The 15,709-nt window shown below is 71.3% G+C and carries 15 protein-coding genes and 2 pseudogenes; 9 read left to right on the top strand and 8 right to left on the bottom strand.

Features of this window, described 5'->3' with window-relative positions:
• The first annotated feature begins 21 nt into the window (after nucleotides 1-21).
• Both RV986_RS40550 and RV986_RS40545 read left to right on the top strand, forming a co-directional pair.
• Complete coding sequence (locus RV986_RS40550; protein WP_475922160.1) at nucleotides 22-822, top strand: polysaccharide deacetylase family protein; 801 nt, start codon at nucleotides 22-24, stop codon at nucleotides 820-822.
• A complete protein-coding gene (locus RV986_RS40545) occupies nucleotides 815-4,657 on the top strand; it encodes a lipopolysaccharide biosynthesis protein (RefSeq protein ID WP_475922159.1) in 3,843 nt (1,280 codons plus the stop codon). The genes RV986_RS40550 and RV986_RS40545 overlap by 8 nt, the downstream gene beginning before the upstream one ends.
• A 50-nt stretch (nucleotides 4,658-4,707) precedes the next feature.
• On the opposite strand, the gene RV986_RS40540 is transcribed toward RV986_RS40545, so the two are convergent.
• Nucleotides 4,708-6,129: a GH39 family glycosyl hydrolase gene (locus RV986_RS40540; RefSeq protein WP_475924612.1), complete on the bottom strand. Its 1,422-nt coding sequence runs from the start codon at nucleotides 6,127-6,129 to the stop codon at nucleotides 4,708-4,710.
• A gap of 168 nt (nucleotides 6,130-6,297) precedes the next feature.
• On the opposite strand from RV986_RS40540, the gene RV986_RS40535 reads away from it, so the two are divergent.
• Nucleotides 6,298-7,392: a DUF5925 domain-containing protein gene (locus RV986_RS40535; RefSeq protein WP_475922158.1), complete on the top strand. Its 1,095-nt coding sequence runs from the start codon at nucleotides 6,298-6,300 to the stop codon at nucleotides 7,390-7,392.
• Nucleotides 7,393-7,506: 114 nt separating this feature from the next.
• Nucleotides 7,507-8,283, top strand: a complete 777-nt coding sequence (locus RV986_RS40530) for a DUF72 domain-containing protein (RefSeq protein ID WP_475922157.1) — start codon at nucleotides 7,507-7,509, stop codon at nucleotides 8,281-8,283.
• 7 nt (nucleotides 8,284-8,290) lie between these two features.
• Here RV986_RS40530 and RV986_RS40525 read toward each other — a convergent pair whose 3' ends face one another.
• Nucleotides 8,291-8,662 carry a GntR family transcriptional regulator gene (locus tag RV986_RS40525; RefSeq protein WP_475922156.1) on the bottom strand — a complete coding sequence of 124 codons (372 nt, stop codon included), beginning with the start codon at nucleotides 8,660-8,662 and terminating at the stop codon, nucleotides 8,291-8,293.
• 71 nt (nucleotides 8,663-8,733) lie between these two features.
• On the opposite strand from RV986_RS40525, the gene RV986_RS40520 reads away from it, so the two are divergent.
• Together RV986_RS40520 and RV986_RS40515 are read left to right on the top strand one after the other, a co-directional pair.
• Nucleotides 8,734-9,663, top strand: coding sequence for a GNAT family N-acetyltransferase (locus tag RV986_RS40520; protein WP_475922155.1), 930 nt, complete (start codon nucleotides 8,734-8,736; stop codon nucleotides 9,661-9,663).
• Nucleotides 9,644-10,144 carry a ribonuclease FAU-1 family protein gene (locus tag RV986_RS40515; protein WP_475922154.1) on the top strand — a complete coding sequence of 167 codons (501 nt, stop codon included), beginning with the start codon at nucleotides 9,644-9,646 and terminating at the stop codon, nucleotides 10,142-10,144. Before RV986_RS40520 ends, RV986_RS40515 begins: the two co-directional genes overlap by 20 nt.
• 7 nt (nucleotides 10,145-10,151) lie before the next feature.
• On the opposite strand, the gene RV986_RS40510 is transcribed toward RV986_RS40515, so the two are convergent.
• On the bottom strand, nucleotides 10,152-10,790 hold the full coding sequence (locus RV986_RS40510; RefSeq protein ID WP_475924611.1) for a class I SAM-dependent methyltransferase: 639 nt from the start codon (nucleotides 10,788-10,790) through the stop codon (nucleotides 10,152-10,154).
• Nucleotides 10,791-10,945: 155 nt separating this feature from the next.
• Between RV986_RS40510 and RV986_RS40505 the strand changes: the two genes are divergently transcribed.
• The gene (locus tag RV986_RS40505; RefSeq protein ID WP_475922153.1) at nucleotides 10,946-11,080 is read left to right on the top strand and encodes a hypothetical protein; all 135 of its coding nucleotides are present in this window, start codon (nucleotides 10,946-10,948) and stop codon (nucleotides 11,078-11,080) included.
• A gap of 202 nt (nucleotides 11,081-11,282) precedes the next feature.
• Here the strand turns inward: RV986_RS40505 and RV986_RS40500 are convergent.
• Both RV986_RS40500 and RV986_RS40495 read right to left on the bottom strand, forming a co-directional pair.
• Nucleotides 11,283-11,682: pseudogene (locus RV986_RS40500) on the bottom strand (DUF308 domain-containing protein); the annotation flags it as partial.
• Nucleotides 11,672-11,791: pseudogene (locus RV986_RS40495) on the bottom strand (TetR/AcrR family transcriptional regulator); the annotation flags it as partial. The pseudogenes RV986_RS40500 and RV986_RS40495, both read right to left, overlap by 11 nt.
• A gap of 238 nt (nucleotides 11,792-12,029) precedes the next feature.
• Between RV986_RS40495 and RV986_RS40490 the strand changes: the two are divergent.
• Nucleotides 12,030-13,205: a lytic polysaccharide monooxygenase auxiliary activity family 9 protein gene (locus RV986_RS40490; RefSeq protein ID WP_475922152.1), complete on the top strand. Its 1,176-nt coding sequence runs from the start codon at nucleotides 12,030-12,032 to the stop codon at nucleotides 13,203-13,205.
• Nucleotides 13,206-13,312: 107 nt separating this feature from the next.
• On the opposite strand, the gene RV986_RS40485 is transcribed toward RV986_RS40490, so the two are convergent.
• On the bottom strand, nucleotides 13,313-14,209 hold the full coding sequence (locus RV986_RS40485) for an esterase/lipase family protein (protein ID WP_475922151.1): 897 nt from the start codon (nucleotides 14,207-14,209) through the stop codon (nucleotides 13,313-13,315).
• A gap of 182 nt (nucleotides 14,210-14,391) precedes the next feature.
• Nucleotides 14,392-14,835, bottom strand: coding sequence for a MarR family winged helix-turn-helix transcriptional regulator (locus RV986_RS40480; protein ID WP_475922150.1), 444 nt, complete (start codon nucleotides 14,833-14,835; stop codon nucleotides 14,392-14,394).
• A 104-nt stretch (nucleotides 14,836-14,939) separates the two neighbouring features.
• Between RV986_RS40480 and RV986_RS40475 the strand changes: the two genes are divergently transcribed.
• The gene (locus RV986_RS40475; RefSeq protein WP_475922149.1) at nucleotides 14,940-15,314 is read left to right on the top strand and encodes a cupin domain-containing protein; all 375 of its coding nucleotides are present in this window, start codon (nucleotides 14,940-14,942) and stop codon (nucleotides 15,312-15,314) included.
• Between the two features lie 110 nt (nucleotides 15,315-15,424).
• Here the strand turns inward: RV986_RS40475 and RV986_RS40470 are convergent, their stop codons facing one another.
• Complete coding sequence (locus RV986_RS40470; RefSeq protein WP_475922148.1) at nucleotides 15,425-15,601, bottom strand: hypothetical protein; 177 nt, start codon at nucleotides 15,599-15,601, stop codon at nucleotides 15,425-15,427.
• Between the last annotated feature and the right edge of the window lie 108 nt (nucleotides 15,602-15,709).

Below are 15,709 nucleotides of genomic sequence, written 5' to 3'. Positions count from 1 at the left end.
CGCGGGGGGTGTGGCGGCCCCATGACCGACACCCCCGTACCCATCCTCATGTATCACTCCATCGCCGCCGCGCCCAATGACGCGACGCGTGAGCTGTCCGTCGGGCCCGAGGCGTTCGCCGAGCAGATGGCACTGCTGGGGGACCAGGGGTTCACCCCGGTCGACACGGCGGCGCTGGCGGCGGGTTGGCGATCCGGCGGCCCGCTGCCGAAGCGGCCCGTGCTGATCACCTTCGACGACGGCTACGAGGGCGTGCACCGGCACGCCCTTCCCACGCTCGCCAAGCACGGCTTCGCGTCCACCCTGTTCGTCTCCACGGGGTGGATCAAGGGCGCGTACGACACCGGGGGCGGCCTCGACGCCATGCTGAGCTGGGCTCAGGTGCGCGAACTCGCCGCCGAGCAGGTCGAGATCGGCGGGCACAGCCATACGCACCCGCAACTCGACCAGCTCACCGACGACGCGCTCCGCTTCGAGGTGCTGCGCTGCCAGGAGATCATCGCCGACGAACTGGGCGCCCGCCCCGTCTCGTTCGCGTACCCCTACGGCTACTCCAGCCGCCGGGTGCGCCACATGGTGCGGGAGGCGGGCTTCGCCCAGTCGCTCGCCGTCGGCAACGGCCTGGCGCACCGCCGCCAGGGCCCGTACGCCCTGCAACGCGTCACCGTGCGCCGCAGCACCGGTACGGAGGAGTTCGAGCGGCTCGTCGAGGGCCGCGCGATCGCCCGCAACTTCGCCCGGGACCGCGCCCTCACCAAGGGGTATGCCATGGTCCGAAGAGCACGACAGGTCCGCCGGAAGGCCATCCGTTCCCGTGTCTGACACGACGACCACAGCCCAGGCCTCAACGCCCACCGCCGAGGCGCCCGAGCAACGGCCCGGACGCCGCCTCCGCCTGCCCGGCCGGGGCCGCAAGGACGGCGACGGCGGAGGCAGTCAACTGTTCCGCAACGCCTACGCCCTGATGCTCAACACCGGGATCTCCGCGGTGCTCGGGCTCGGCTACTGGCTGGTCGCCGCCCGCTACTACTCCGACTCGGCGGTCGGCCAGGGCTCCGCCGCGATCGCCGCGATGAAGCTCCTCGCGGGCCTCACCGCGGTGACCCTGACGGGCGCCCTGGCCCGCTTCATCCCCGTCGCGGGCCGCGCCACCGGACGCCTCATCTTCCGTACGTACGCGGGCAGTTCGGTGATCGTGGCGCTGGCCGCCGGGGTCTTCCTGCTGACCCTGAACATGTGGGGACCCTCGTACCGCTTCCTGCACGGCCCGCTCAGCGGTGTCGGTTTCGTCCTCGCGGTGGTCGCCTGGTCGGTGCTGACGCTGCAGGACGGCGTACTGACCGGGCTGCGCAGCGCGCTGTGGGTGCCGGTGGGCAACACCGTGTTCTCCGCGACGAAGCTGGTGCTGCTGATCGGCCTGGCCGCCGCGATCCCCATGTCGGGTGTCTTCGTCTCCTGGGTCGCCGCCATCGCCCTGTCGGTGGTGCCGCTGGGGCTGCTGGTCTTCCGGCGGCTGGTCCCCCGGCATGTGAAGGCGACCGAGGACCGGGCGAACGCGCCCACCCTCAAGGAGGTCGGCCGCTTCCTCGCGGGCGACTACACCGGCTCGCTCTTCTCGCTCGCCGTGGTCTACCTCGTCCCGGTGATCGTCGCCTCGCAGGTCAGCTCCGCCGACAACGCGTACTTCTACATCACCACGACCATCGGCGGCACGGTCAACCTGCTCGCCATCAACATGGGCGCCTCGCTGACCGTCGAGGGCTCCCACGACCCGGCGCGGCTCGCCTCGAACACCCGGGCCGCGCTCAAGCGGATGGCCCGGATCATGCTGCCGGTGTGCGGGCTGCTGTTCGTCGGCGCGCCGTTCATCCTGCACGTGTTCGGCGACGGCTACGCGCACGCGGCGACCCCGCTGCTGCGCTGGTTCGCGGTCGGCGCGCTGCTGCGGGTCGTCATGGAGACGTACTTCGCGGTGCTGCGCGCACAGAGCCGCACCTCCGGACTCGCCTATCTGCAGGGCCTGTTGTGCGTGCTCGTACTCGGTCTGACGGTGATCCTGCTGCCCCGGATGGGGCTGACCGGAGCGGGCGTCGCGGAGATCTCCAGCCTCGCGGTGATCGTGTCGATCGCGGCGCCCAAACTGTTCAAGATCGTACGGACCGCGCCGCCCGCCGAACTTCCGGCGGGCGCGGCGCCGGACGGGGACCTCGCCGACCTGGGTGCGCGCGAGGTGCCCGCCGCCGAGCCGCGCGAGGCGAGGCGCGGACCGGCCTGGGCCCTCGACTCCGACACGCTCGCCCTCGGCGTCCACGTCGACTTCGACCACCAGGAACGCCGCCCGGACGTCCGCCCGGGCCCCGGCACCCCGCCCACCGGCACACCTCAGGTGCGCCAGGACCACCGGCCCACCTGGGCACTCAAGCCGCAGCTGCCACCGGTGGGGCTGCCCGTGGAGGCGCGAGAGCCCGGCTCGGAGGCATCCCTGGGACCGGCGGAGGCCCCGGAGGTCGACGCCCCCTTCGAAACGGACGGTTCGGCCACCGCCCCACCAAAGGCGCGGGAAACCGCGCGACCAGCCACGGACGACCCGCATCCGGCGGACCGCACGACCCCACCCCCACCGTCCCTGCGCGACCGCCTACGACACCCCTCCAAACCCGGCGTGATTCTCGGCTGCCTCCTGATCTCCGCCCTGCTCCTCTACTGGGTCCCGGCCCTCTCCCTCAACGACGCCTCCCTCGACCGCATGGGCGGCCTCGGCCTCATCTCCGTCCTCCCGCTGCCCACCCTCGTCGGCGCGGCGCTCCTGATCACGGTCTTCGCCTCGCTGCTCTGGATGAACAGCGAGCACAGGGGCCTGCTGCTCATCACTCTGCTCGCCACCGTCGTCTCGCTGCACGCGCTCCCCTCGGTCATCGAGACCGAGCCACGGTTCGCGACGGCCTGGCAGCACCTCGGCTTCCTCGACTACATCGACCGCACCGGATCCGCCGTTCCCGACCTGGACGCCCGCTGGAGCTGGCCGGGCTTCTTCGCGGCGGCCGCGTTCGTCGCCAAGGCCTGCGGGGTCAGCGACCTCACCGAGGTGATCCGCTGGTGGCCGCTGACCATGCAGCTGCTCTACCTGGCCCCGATGTTCCTGCTCGTGCGTTCGATGCGGGCGAGCTGGCGCGCCAAGTGGACCGGCATCTGGATCTTCGTGCTGAGCGGCTGGGTCGGCCAGGACTACTTCTCCCCGCAGGGCTTCACCTATCTCCTCTACCTCGCCTTCGTGGCGATCCTCCTGGTGTGGTTCCGGGCGCCGCGCGTCCTGTGGACGAAGGCGCGCCCCGGCGAGGCGGAGGTCGAGCCGACCGACCGGCGCCAGCAGGCCGTGCTCCTCATGGTGCTGATCGGCCTGTTCACGGCGAGCGTCCCGGCACACCAGCTGACCCCGTTCGTGATGCTGGGCGTGCTGGCGGTCCTCGTCCTGGTGGGGCGCTGCGAACTGCGCGGCCTGCCCATCCTCTTCGCCGTCCTGGTCTCCTTCTGGATCGGCTTCATGGCCGAGCCGTACTGGTCGGGGCACTTCAACGATCTGTTCGGCGGGGTCGGCGGCGTCGGCAGCAATGTGTCGACCTCCGTCTCCGGCCGTATCCAGGGCGGCAGTTCGTCCCACAAACTCGTCCTCTACGCGCGCGTGCTGCTCGCCGGCGGTGTGATGGCCTTCGCCTGCTGGGGCTGGTGGCGGCGGCGCGACCACAAGTACCGCGAACGGTCGCTGCTCGTCCTCACCTTCGTCCCGTTCCTGGGCTTCGGCATGCAGTCCTACGGCGGCGAAATGGCCCTGCGGGTCTTCATGTTCGCCCTGCCGGGCGCGGCGCTGCTGGCCGGGCTCGCCCTCTTCCCGCGCACCGGCGTCACCGCGAAGGAGCGTGAGAAGGACCGGGTGAGCCTCGCCCCGCTCGCCGCCCTCATGGCGGGGCTGCTCCTCATGGGCGGCTTCCTGGTGGTCCGTTGGGGCAACGAGTCCTTCGAGCGGATCAGGCCGGGCGAGGTCACGGCCATGAACTACGTCTACGCGCACGACGACCCGACCGTACGGCTGCTGTGGCTGAGCAACGACACGGTCAACAACGTGACGCCCGCCATGCCGTGGGGCGCCCGGGACATGGAGAAGGTGCAGTACGTGCCGACCCTGGCGCCGACCGACCCGGTGCTGGTGTCGGGTCTGGTCAAGTCCCTCAAGGACGCCGGCCCGAACTCGTACCTGATGATCAACCGCAGCCAGGTGGTCTATCTGCAGCTGGACGTGGGCTATTCGACGACCTGGGAGTCGCGGCTGATCCGCAACCTCGACGACCGGCAGGATCTGAAGAAGGTCCTCGTCAACAGCGACGTGACGATGTACGCGCTGCGCCGGCAGCCCGAGGGCAAGGTCCCGAAGCCGAACCCGGGGCCGATCGGTCCCCAGATCACCTGGACGCCGTGGTCGGTCGTCGGCGCGCTGGCGGCCGTGGCGCTCGTCCTCATGCTGACGGCGCGGGAGGTCGTACGGGCCGCGGTGCGGCCGAGCGTGCGGCAGCTGCGGTGGCTGCAGAGCAGCTTCTGGTTCTCGCTGCCACTGCTGGCGGTGCTGCTGGCTTCGCTCGTACAGCGGTTCCTGACCATGAAGTAGTACGAGGTCCAGCCAGGCGGAGTGGCTCACCCGGACCCGGGATCACGGGTTCAGCGGGTGAGCCACTTCACTTCGTACGCCTTCATGTCGAACCGCTTGCCGTCCACCTGGGCGCTGATGGACCGGTCCAGGGTGTTCACGACGAGGACGGCCTTGTCGGTGGCGAGGACGCGGACGTTGGGCACGTCGTCCGGGGCCACGGACACCGTCGTGTACTCGGTGCCCGGCGGGAACTCCTTGCCGAAGCGCGAGACGAGATCGAACATCGGGAGCGCCGCTCCCCCGCCGGCGCTGTCGGTCGGTGTCCACAGGCAGCCCGCGCAGTCGGTGCCCTGCTTCTTCTCCGGGTTCCAGTAGAAGCCGGAGGTGGCGCCGCCGCGGGCCATCGCCATCAGACCGGCTGCCTGGACGGCGACACGACGGGTCTCGGACCAGCCCTTGCGGTCGTCCTTGCCGTCGGCGGGCTCGACGTAGTACTCGGCCCACCACAGTGGCAGGCCGTGGGTCTGCGCGCGCACCCACTCGCTGACGGCGGTGAACTTGTCGGTGGCCGCGAACTCGTTCGGCAGCAGGTCGTCGTCCTTGGTGTAGCTGGAGCCGTCGACCACGACGAAGTCGGCGCCCGCCTTGTGCTTGTTCCAGTAGTCGAAGGCGTCGAGGACCCGCTGGTCCATGGTGCCCCAGGTGCCCTTCAGGGTCGTCGACGCGTTCTCCGTCTGGCGCGGGTCGAGGCTGTCCATGACGAGGTAGGGCCCGCCGACCAGGATGTCCTTGTCGACCTTCTTCAGCGCCTTGTAGACGAGGTTGTAGAGCTTGGTGTAGCCCTCGTAGTCCCAGCGGCCCTCGCTGTTGTTCCAGAAGCCCTTGAACTCGTTCCAGACGATGAAGTGGCGGACGTCCGGATAGCGCTTGGCGACGGTCGCGGCGAGGTCGGCGAAGTCCTGGAAGTGGGCCGGGTCCGGGGCGGTCTCCAGGGCGGTCTGGCTCCAGTTCGTGTTATTCGCGCCGGACTTGCCGCCCTTCATCCAGTCCGGGGAGCAGCACAGGGTGATCACCGGGGTGCCGCCGGTCTCGCGGACGAAGTCGATACGGCGGTCCATCTCCGTGAAGTCGTAACGCCCCTTGGAGGGCTCGGGGTTGCCCGCGCCCCAGCCCATGATGTGCTGGATCTGCGGCATCGACCGCTTCTGCAGCAGCCCCTCGACGCGCCGGGTCGCCGCGTCGCTGCCCTCGTCGGCGCTGTACTGGGTGTGGGTGAAGCCCCAGCCGGCCTCCGGCTGCGGCGTCTGTGGCGGGGTGACCGGGGTGCCGTGCACCTTGGCCCCGTCGCGGGTGGTGCCCGCGTTGCTCGCGCCGTCTCCGGGCAAGGTGTTGAGCAAGGTCACCACCAGGGCCAGAGCGGCCACTCCCACGCCGAGCAGCGCGGTGAGCCGCCACCGCCGTGCCCCCGAATTCCACCCATGACGTCCCATCATGGGCAACAGTAACGGCGTGCATCGGCCGCGGGACAGGTCTTGTAGGACCACAGCCGTGTAACAGGACGGAGGGGAGCAGAGGGGATACGGGCAGACACAGCCGACACACAGGACGCACCGCGGAAACCGGGTGCACGGGGCGCCCGCGTGACGGATCATGGCGGCATGTCTGCCAACCCACACGACGCTCTGCCGATCCGGCTCAACGTCGACGACAGCGACTCGCCGTCGGACGTCGTCGACGCGCTGTTCCTCGGCCGCTTCGCGACGGGCGAGCAGCCGCACTCGCACGCGGCGAACATCGACCGCGTACGGTCCGGGGCGACGCTGCTCCCGCCGGGCGCCCGCGTGCTGCGCTCGGCCCGCGACGACGACCGCAGCGCCACGCTCGCCGAGGGCGACGGCTGGACCCTGCTGGTGTCCCGCTGGAACCGCGGCGCCGATGTCACGGTCACCGCGACCAGCGTCGAACTGGCCGAGAAGATCCTCGACCAGGCCACGGACGGCGCGGCCGACGAGCCCGAACCCCAGCCGGAGAACGTGACGATGGGGTTCTGGTACGTCTCCCCGCGCCGCGGCCCGCACCGCACCACCCGCCAGATCTCGGCGGGTACGTGGGAGGAGGTGCGGCCGAACTACACGGCGCCGGTGGCGGACGCCATGGACCACCTGATGAAGACGACGCCCGAGGACATCGCGGGCCGGCTGCTGCTGCTGCACGGTCCGCCCGGCACGGGCAAGACCTCGGCCCTGCGCACCCTGGCCCGCTCCTGGCGCGACTGGTGCCAGGTGGACTGCGTCCTGGACCCCGAGCGGCTCTTCTCCGACGTCGGCTATCTGATGGACATCGCGATCGGCGAGGAGGACGGCACCGGCAAGGGCCGCTGGCGGCTGCTCCTGCTGGAGGACTGCGACGAGTTGATCCGCGGCGAGGCCAAGCACACCGCGGGCCAGGCGCTCTCGCGGCTGCTCAACCTCACCGACGGACTCCTCGGCCAGGGCCGCAACGTACTGGTGGGCGTCACGACCAACGAGGACCTGGAGCGTCTGCACCCCGCCGTCGTCCGCCCGGGCCGCTGCCTCGCCCGGATCGAGGTCGGCCCGCTGACCCGCTCCGAGGCGGTCGGCTGGCTCGGCACGGAGGAGGGCGTCGGCCGCGAGGGCGCGACCCTGGCCGAGCTGTACGCGCTGCGCCGGGGCACGACCCCGACGTCGGTGCCGGACCAGCGGGAGGGCGCGGACGCGGGGCTGTATCTGTAGCCCGCCGCATCTGTGGCCCACCTCTGTGGCCCACCTCTGTGGCCCACCGCATCTGTGGGCCGCCGCGTCCGTGGCCCGCCGTCGGCATCCGCAGCAGGGTGCTTTGATGGAGATATGACCCTGTTCGTCGGCACGTCGGGGTGGCAGTACAAGGACTGGCGCGGCGTCCTGTACCCGGCCGAGGTGCCCGTGCGGCTGTGGCTGGAGGAGTACGCGGCAGGGTTCGCCACGGTCGAGATCAACAACGCCTTCTACCGGCTGCCGTCGCGGGAGACCTTCGAGAGCTGGCGGGAGCGCACCCCGCCGGACTTCGTCGTCGCCCTCAAGGCGAGCCGCTATCTGACCCACATCAAACGGCTGCGCGAGCCGGCCGAACCCGTGCACCGGCTGCTGAGCCACGCCGCCGGGCTCGGCGACCGCCTGGGCCCGGTGCTGCTCCAGCTCCCGCCCACGCTGCACGCCGACCCCGCCCTTCTCGACGAGTGCCTCGGCCGCTTCCCCGCCGATGTCCGGGTCGCGGTCGAACCCCGCCACGACTCCTGGTGGACGCCCGACGTGCGCAAAGTACTGGAGTCACGGGGCGCCGCCCTGTGCTGGGCCGACGTACGGGCCCGCCCGGTGACCCCCCTGTGGCGGACCGCCGACTGGGGCTACCTCCGCTTCCACGAGGGCCGCGCCCGGCCGTGGCCGCGCTATGGCCGACAGTCCCTGACGACCTGGGTACAGCGCGTCACGGACACCTGGTCCGAGGACCGCACGGTGTACGCGTACTTCAACAACGACCCCGACGCGGCGGCGGTCCACGACGCCGTGACCTTCGCCCGCGCGGCCAGGGCGACGGGCCTGACGGTGACCCGCACGCCGGACGACCGGCTCGACGGGAGGGGCTAGGGGCGGGCTAGGGGGTGTCGTAGGCCGCCCGCAGGGCATCCCGTACGGCGTCCAGCGCGGCGGACTCGGAGAGGCCGAGGCGGCGCGCGCGCTCGGCGTACGCCTGTGCCGCCGACGCCGCCTCACGCTCCGCCGCCGAACCCGCGGCGGCGACGAACGTCCCGTTGCGGCCACGCGTCTCGATCACCCCGTCCGACTCAAGGGCCCGGTAGGCCTTGGCGACCGTGTTGGCGGCGAGGCCGAGCTCCTCGGCCAGCCCCCGTACGGTGGGCAGCTTGTAGCCGACCGGCAGTACCCCGGAACGGACCTGTTCGGAGATCTGGGCGCGCACCTGCTCGTACGGCGCGCCCCCCTCCTCGATGTGGATCTTCAGCGTCACGGAGCGATTGTCCCGTACCGGAAGGAAAATGAGAGGCACTCGCACACACCCCGCGCGTAGCGTCCGTCCTCATGACTGTGACCGTTCGCGAACTGCTCAGCGGGAACCCGGCAGACACCGGGGGCTTCGCCCGTATCCGTCACCTGGCCCTGCCGTACATGATCCACACCGGCGAGTCCGTGGCGTACGACGTGGCGCACGCCCACCCTGACGCCCACTACCGGCCGCTGCTGGCCGAGGAGGACGGCGAGCTCGTCGGCACGGCCCAGGTCGGTCTGGTGTACGACAGCCCCGCCCCGGGGCACGCGTACCTCCACGTCTATGCGCACCCCGGGCGGCAGGGCCGCGGCGTGGGCTCGCTGCTCGTGAGCGCCGGCGAGGAGCGGCTGGCCGCGCTGGGCGCGAAGAAGATCCACACCTGGGTCCTGGACCGGCCCGCGAACCGCGCCTTCGCGGAGAGGCGCGGCTACCGCGCGAGCCGCTCCGCGCACTTCCTCCGCCTCGACCTGGCGAACGGCACCCTGCCCCCGCTCACGGAACCGCCCGAGGGCGTCGAGCTGCGCACGGCCGCGGACTTCGCGGACGACCCGCGCCCGCTGTTCGCGCTGGACGCGGAGACCCTGCTGGACGAACCGAGCGACATCGACCGCGAGTTCACGGACTACGAGGCCTGGCTGGAGGAGACCTGGAACCACCCCCTCTTCAGCCATGAGCTGACCTCGGTCGCGGTGGTCGACGGCCACCCCGCCGCGTTCAGCGCGGCCCGCACCGACGGCGGCACCCGCTACGGCACCGTCATGACCGGCACCGCCCGCGCCCACCGCGGCCGCGGTCTCGCCAAGCTCGCCAAGAACGACTCCCTGCACCGCGCCCGTGCCGCCGGCCTCACGGAGGCGTTCACGGGCAACGACTCCGACAACGGGCCGATGCTGGCGATCAACAAGTGGTTCGGCTACGAGGTCTGCGCGACGGAGGTGCAGTATGTCCGCGAACTCGGCTGACGCACCGGGCACGGTGGCGGTCGTCCTCGTCAAGTCCGGCCGTACGAAGATCTGTTACCCGGCCCGGCTGCTCGCCGACGACGGCAACCGCGTCGTCGTGCGCGCTCCGTGGGCGGGCGAGGGCGTGCGCGACTTCGGCTTCGTACGCTTCGAGCCGGGCGATGTCTTCACCGAGTACTACTGGCGGGACCGGTGGTACGCGATCAAGGAGGTCCGGAACGCCGAGGGCGTGCGCAAGGGCTGGTACTGCGACATCACCCGCCCGGCCGCCCTGGCCGGCGGCGAACTGGTCGTCGAGGACCTCGACCTGGACCTGTGGCGCTCCGCGGACGGCACGGACGTACGCCGGCTGGACGAGGACGAGTTCGCCGCGAGCGGCCTCGCGAGCAGCGATCCGGCGGCCGCGGCCGCCGCACAGGACGCCCTCGACGCGCTCGAACTCCTGGCCCGCGAGGGCGGCTTCGAAGCGCTGCTCGACTAGGGCCCGGTCAGACCCGGGCCACCAGCGCGTACCGCTCGTCCGCCACCTCCCGTCCCCACAGCCGGGCGTCGTCGGACAGCCGCTCCACGCGGAGGTCCGCGGTCAGGGGCTCCAGCAGGGTGGCCAGCCGGTCGGCGGGCATACCGACCGGGCTCACCGTCCCCCACACACCCTCGACCAGGACGAGCCGCCCTCCGGGGCGGAGCAGCCCGCGCCAGTGCCGCAGGACACGCGCGGGGTCGGGCAGGGCCCACAGCACGTGCCGGACCAGCACGACGTCGAAGCGCTGCTCGCCCACGGGCGGTGCCGTCACATCACCGACGAGGAACACCGCGTCGCGTCCGGCCAGCTTGGCGCGGGCGAGGTCGACCATGCGGGGCGCGAGGTCGATCCCGGTGACGTGGTGTCCCCGCTCGGCCGCGAGGAGCGAGAGGCTGCCGGTGCCGCAGCCGAGATCGAGTACATCGCAGGAGACCTCGGGCAGCCAGGCGCGCAGTCGCCGCGCCCAGGCCTCCCGCACGGCGGCGTCGCGCAGCCCGTGGTCCGGCTCGTCGTCGAAGGTGGCGGCCTCGGCGTCCCAGTCGACGTCCGCGCCCGGATGCACGCCACCCCGGCACTGTTCGGCACCGCTCCGGCTTGGATTCATGTCGTTGTAACTCGCCATGTGCCCCAGGGTGACACCCACCACTGACAGTCGAATCGTGACAGCCGCCACAGACAGATCCCGATCGATGAGGAACTCTCCCGGAAAGGGTCTACCTCCGTACCCCAGCGGATCCCGGTAGGCACAAGGAGGCAGCCATGCGCCGTGTGACCGTGCAGAAGCCCCTGAGGAAGTCGGACTCCCGCCGGGTGCGGGACGAGGCCGACGAGCGCCCGACCGAGCGCCCGGAGGTCCGAAAGGACATCCACCGCACGTGGTGGCCGGACGGGTGAGCCGCCCCGGCGGCCGTCGCCGTCGAGCGGACCGCCCGAGGCTTGCAGCCGTCACCCCACGCCCGTGACAGGGCCGTGGGTGGGGCGGCGCTCGCGGGCGCTCAGAACGGTGAGACGGGGCCACGCGGCCCCGCACCGATCTCTCTGACCAGCGCGGCGCGCCGGGCGAGGGCGTCGGCGAGCTCGCCGTCGCACCACGATCCCCCGCGACGATGCCGTGCGCCGCGGCGCACAGGACGAAGCCGCGGTGCGGCAGGTCTTCGGTGGCCAGGGCCGAGTGGGCGGTCGGCATACCGGACACGAGCCGGACGACGCCGACGATCAGTGAGAGCGCGGCGATGGTCTGCAGCGGGTTCCTCACTCACAGCACTCCGGCCGGCACGGACAGCACGGCGGGGAGCAGCCCGGCGAGAAGCGGTCCGGCGAGGAGCAGCAGCCCGGCGAGCCGGTGACCGTGTTCCTTCCGGGCGGAAGACCTCGCCGAGGCGGAACCCGCCATTCACGTGCGGGTAGAGGCCGATGAGAACCGCCGGCACGTGCGGGGTCTCCGCCGGCCGGACCCGTACCAGGACACCCGGGACGAGTGTCGAGATCGCCGAGCCACGCGAGCGACCCGGTCGGCGCGAACAGGTCGGTGCCGTCGATGTCGGTTCGCGCCATGCCCTCAGCCTGAGCGCGGAGCTCGCCGTCCAGCAGACGACGAGTGGCACATCGAGAAGCTGTTCGTCGGTATGAACATGGACAACGCTTGCGCACGGGGCTGCGACCCGCAGCCGCTCATGACCGAGCCCGCCTCCCCTCCGCTTCCCTCAGCCCTCGGTTAGCTCTGCCTTAAGGCGGCCATAAGGATCTCCCCCGCCCTCCTCGAACAGGCGATTTCACGGTTTCTTGGGGCTAGCTTGCTGATCACCCCACGTGCTCCGGACCGTTTTGATCGAGGAGTCCACCCATGCCTGGTCGCCGCAAGGTCGCCGCCGTCGCCGCGGCCGGCCTCGCCCTGACCGCCCTCGCCGCGACGCCCGCCGCCGCGCACGGCACGATGGGCGACCCGGTCAGCCGGGTCTTCCAGTGCTACGCGGAGAACCCCGAGAGCCCCAGGTCGAACGCCTGCAAGGCGGCCGTCGCGGCCGGCGGCACCCAGGCGCTGTACGACTGGAACGGCATCCGGATCGGCGACGCGAACGGCAGACACCAGCAGCTCGTCCCGGACGGCAAGCTGTGCAGCGCGGGCAACGACGAGTTCAAGGGTCTGGACCAGGCCCGCGCCGACTGGCCGACGACGAGCGTGAGCAGTGGCGCGTACACCTTCAGGTACCGGGTGACGGCCCCGCACAAGGGCACCTTCGACGTCTACCTCACCAAGGCGGGTTACAACCCCTCCAAGCCGCTGGCCTGGGCCGACCTGGACCTGGCACATCCGGTCGCCACGAAGACCGACCCGACGGCGACGAACGGCTACTACACCTTCTCCGGCACCCTGCCGCAGCGCTCGGGCAAGCAGCTTCTCTACGCGGTCTGGCAGCGCTCGGACAGCCCGGAGGCCTTCTACTCCTGCTCGGACGTCACCTTCGGCGGAGGCGGAGGCTCCGGGGACGGGAGTTCGGGCACCAGCGGTTCCAGCGACAGCGGCTCCGGCAGCAGTAGCTCCGGCAACGGCGGTACGGGAAGCAGCGGTACGGGAAGCAGCGGTACGGGAAGCAGCGGTACGGGAAGCAGCGGTACGGGAAGCAGCGGTACGGGAAGCAGCGGTACGGGAAGCAGCGGTACGGGAAGCAGTGCCACCCCCGTACCGACCGCCCCGGCGTCGACCGCCCCGGCACCCACCGCCTCCGCGCCCTCCGAGGAGCAGATAGCGGCCGGTGCCGACAAGTCGACGGTGCGGCACGACCACCACGACGGCACAGCCACTCCGGCGGCCGTTACGAACACCTCCATCGCTCCCGGCGGCTCCGCCGACCGGCCGGAGGCCGCCGGCGCCTCGCGGCGGGACCTCGCCGAGACCGGCGGCGGCTCCGGCACCCCGTACCTCGCGATCGGCGGGGCGATCGCGCTGGCTCTCGGCGCGGCAGCGCTGTTCTCCTCGGTCCGCCGTCGTGAGAGGACCGACAGCCGGCACGGTCGCTAGGCCCCGCACACTCCGGGGCCCGCGTACTCCGGGGCCCGCGTACTCCGGGGCCTGTCCGGCGGCTCAGGCCGGACAGGCCCCGGCCATGGGGCGACGCCCATGGAGGGTCAGCTGAACACGGAGGCGCAGTTCGTGGTGGTGGCGTGCGCCGGGTCGAGGGCGTTCGCCGCCTCGTGGAAGGCGATGCGGTCGAGGAGCCCGATGGCCGCGTGTTCGGAGAGGTCGAGCGGACACAGGTCCTGCAACAGCACGTTGTGGACGTCGGATCCCGTCAGGAACTGGGAGCGGTACGGCGTGACCACCTCGTCGTACTTGGTGGCGATCACCGTGTAGTGGACGCCCGCGACGGTGTCGCCGCCGGCGTTGAGCTTGGTCAGGAACGCGGATCCGACGATCTGGTCGGCGAGCGCGGGCGTGGCCGTGGAGAGCAGGTCCTCGGCGCCGGGGAAGTACGGGAGCAGGTTGGTGAGGCCGTCGAGGGTGGTGCCGTGGTTGTCGGGCGCGATGCCGACGAAGGTGTTCACCTTGGCGGCCCCGCCGAGGAACTTGAGGTAGTAGCGGGGCATCATGCCGCCCTGCGAGTGGCCGACGAGGTCGGCCTCGGCGGCGCCGGTCGCGGCGAGCACCTTGTCGACGAACACCTGAAGCTGTTCCGCCGACTTGTCGATGGGGCCGAGGCCGTTGAAGACGGGGACGCCGGGCAGTTGCCCGTAGTCGAGGGCGAAGACGCAGTACCCGCGGCTCACCAGATAGGGCCCGAAGGCCAGCCAGTTGTCCACGGAGTTCGCGAAGGTGCCGTGGACGAGGACGACGGGTCGGGGATGCGTGGCGGAGGGCTTGCAGGAGTAGTCGTTCCAGCCTCCCCCAAGCTGTCGGCTTCGCTCGAGCAGGGGGGACCCCCAGCTCGGCGCGGCGGCGTGGGCGGTGGCGGCGGGGACGACGGCGACCACGGCGGTCAGCAGCAGTGCGGTGAGGGGTCTGAGCAGGCGTTTCCAGGGCAGCATCGGGTGATCTCCTTGCGGCTCAAGGGAGTGCGACGACGTACGCCCTGTGATCCGGATCACGAGGATGCTGTTCACTCGTCAAGTTACGGGCGAGTAGCGCAAGTGTGAAGTTACGCGTCAGTAAAAAACTTTCGACGACAGCCGGCGGCAGCCTCGACCGCCGTAAAAAATCTGATGAACTGTCACCAGGCGGGCCGGATCGGACCATAGGGCGCGATTCTCGCCAAACGGTCGAGCAACACACGCACTTCACCCTCGCCGAGCAGTTCGCCCCACGCCCGCACGGCATCGGCGGCCGCCTCCTCCGCCGCACGGGTGCAGGCCCAGCCGCGTTCGGTCAGCACGACGAGCCGGGCGCGCGCGTCGCCGGGGCACGGGCGCCGCTCGACGTACCCCTTGCGCACGAGTTCCTCGACGAGCTGACTGGCGGCCTGCTTGGTCGTCCCGAGGTGGGTCGCGAGGTCGGTGACCGTCGCGCCGTCCGGGGCGAGCCGGGTGAACGCGAACCCGTACGCGGGCCGCCCCTCGAAGCCGCGAGCTTCGACGCCGTCGTTGATGCGCCGCGTGAGGTCACCCGCGGCGGCGAGCAGGGCGGCGGCCAGGGCCATGGCCTCGGAGTTCTTCACGGGTGCATTGAAACACCCTTGACGGATTGGTCAAGCTGCTTGACCATGACGCCACATGGTCAAGCAGCTTGACTATCTACTCTCTACGTTTCCTGGAGGCAGCCATGCCCGTCATCCACCCGTCCGATGCCGTCGTCCACGAGATGCACGGCGCCCGCTTCGTCTCGTACGCCAGTCCCGGCAGTGGCAGCAGGGAACTGTGCGCCTGGCGGGGCGAGATCCCCGCCGGCACCAAGGCTCCCCTGCACACCGTCAGCCGTGAGGAGATCCTCCACATCCTCGAAGGCGAGCTGGTGATCACGCTCGACGGACACACCGAGCGGGTCGCCGCGGGCGACACGCTGATCATCAACCCCGGGGCGACCTTCGGCGCCGAGAACCCGACCGACCGGACCGTGATCACCTGGGTCACCACGTCCATCGGCCTGCAGGCGGAGCTGGCCGACGGCACCCGCATCACCGCGCCCTGGGCGAACTGACGTACACGTCGGGAGCGTTACGCCGCCGACGTCCCCGGGAGCACCGCATGGGGGCCGAGCTTGGCCCGCGCGCGGGGTGACGGCGCGGACCCGGGGCTCCCGCAGCGCCGTCAGGCGAGCGCCCGCACCCGGATCAGCGGGGCGAACTCCGCGGCGCCGCGGCCGACGTACCGATCGGCACCCCGCGGATCCACCGGCGCGCCGTCGGGCGGCAGCGCCGCAAGACCTCGGGTCCGTGGCCGGCGGGTCCGTGTGATGCCGGTGTCGGGGCGGTGGTAGAAGATCAAGCCGGTGGTGACCGTCCGGCGCAGACAGACAGACAGACCGGCCGTCCGTCCGTGCCGCGGCGCTCGGCGGCGATGGCCCCGGCCCGGGCCGTGACCTTCTCCCGGGTC

Source organism: Streptomyces sp. RLA012 (assembly GCF_056270325.1).
This window is presented reverse-complemented; position numbering and strand designations above follow the sequence as displayed.

Coding starts and splice junctions, on each gene's coding strand:
- RV986_RS40540 (WP_475924612.1), bottom strand. CDS start 6,129: ATGGGACGTCATGGGTGGAATTCGGGGGCACGGCGGTGGCGGCTCACC.
- RV986_RS40485 (WP_475922151.1), bottom strand. CDS start 14,209: ATGCTGCCCTGGAAACGCCTGCTCAGACCCCTCACCGCACTGCTGCTG.
- RV986_RS40550 (WP_475922160.1), top strand. CDS start 22: ATGACCGACACCCCCGTACCCATCCTCATGTATCACTCCATCGCCGCC.
- RV986_RS40535 (WP_475922158.1), top strand. CDS start 6,298: ATGTCTGCCAACCCACACGACGCTCTGCCGATCCGGCTCAACGTCGAC.
- RV986_RS40520 (WP_475922155.1), top strand. CDS start 8,734: ATGACTGTGACCGTTCGCGAACTGCTCAGCGGGAACCCGGCAGACACC.
- RV986_RS40515 (WP_475922154.1), top strand. CDS start 9,644: ATGTCCGCGAACTCGGCTGACGCACCGGGCACGGTGGCGGTCGTCCTC.
- RV986_RS40510 (WP_475924611.1), bottom strand. CDS start 10,790: ATGAATCCAAGCCGGAGCGGTGCCGAACAGTGCCGGGGTGGCGTGCAT.
- RV986_RS40475 (WP_475922149.1), top strand. CDS start 14,940: ATGCCCGTCATCCACCCGTCCGATGCCGTCGTCCACGAGATGCACGGC.
- RV986_RS40505 (WP_475922153.1), top strand. CDS start 10,946: ATGCGCCGTGTGACCGTGCAGAAGCCCCTGAGGAAGTCGGACTCCCGC.
- RV986_RS40530 (WP_475922157.1), top strand. CDS start 7,507: ATGACCCTGTTCGTCGGCACGTCGGGGTGGCAGTACAAGGACTGGCGC.
- RV986_RS40490 (WP_475922152.1), top strand. CDS start 12,030: ATGCCTGGTCGCCGCAAGGTCGCCGCCGTCGCCGCGGCCGGCCTCGCC.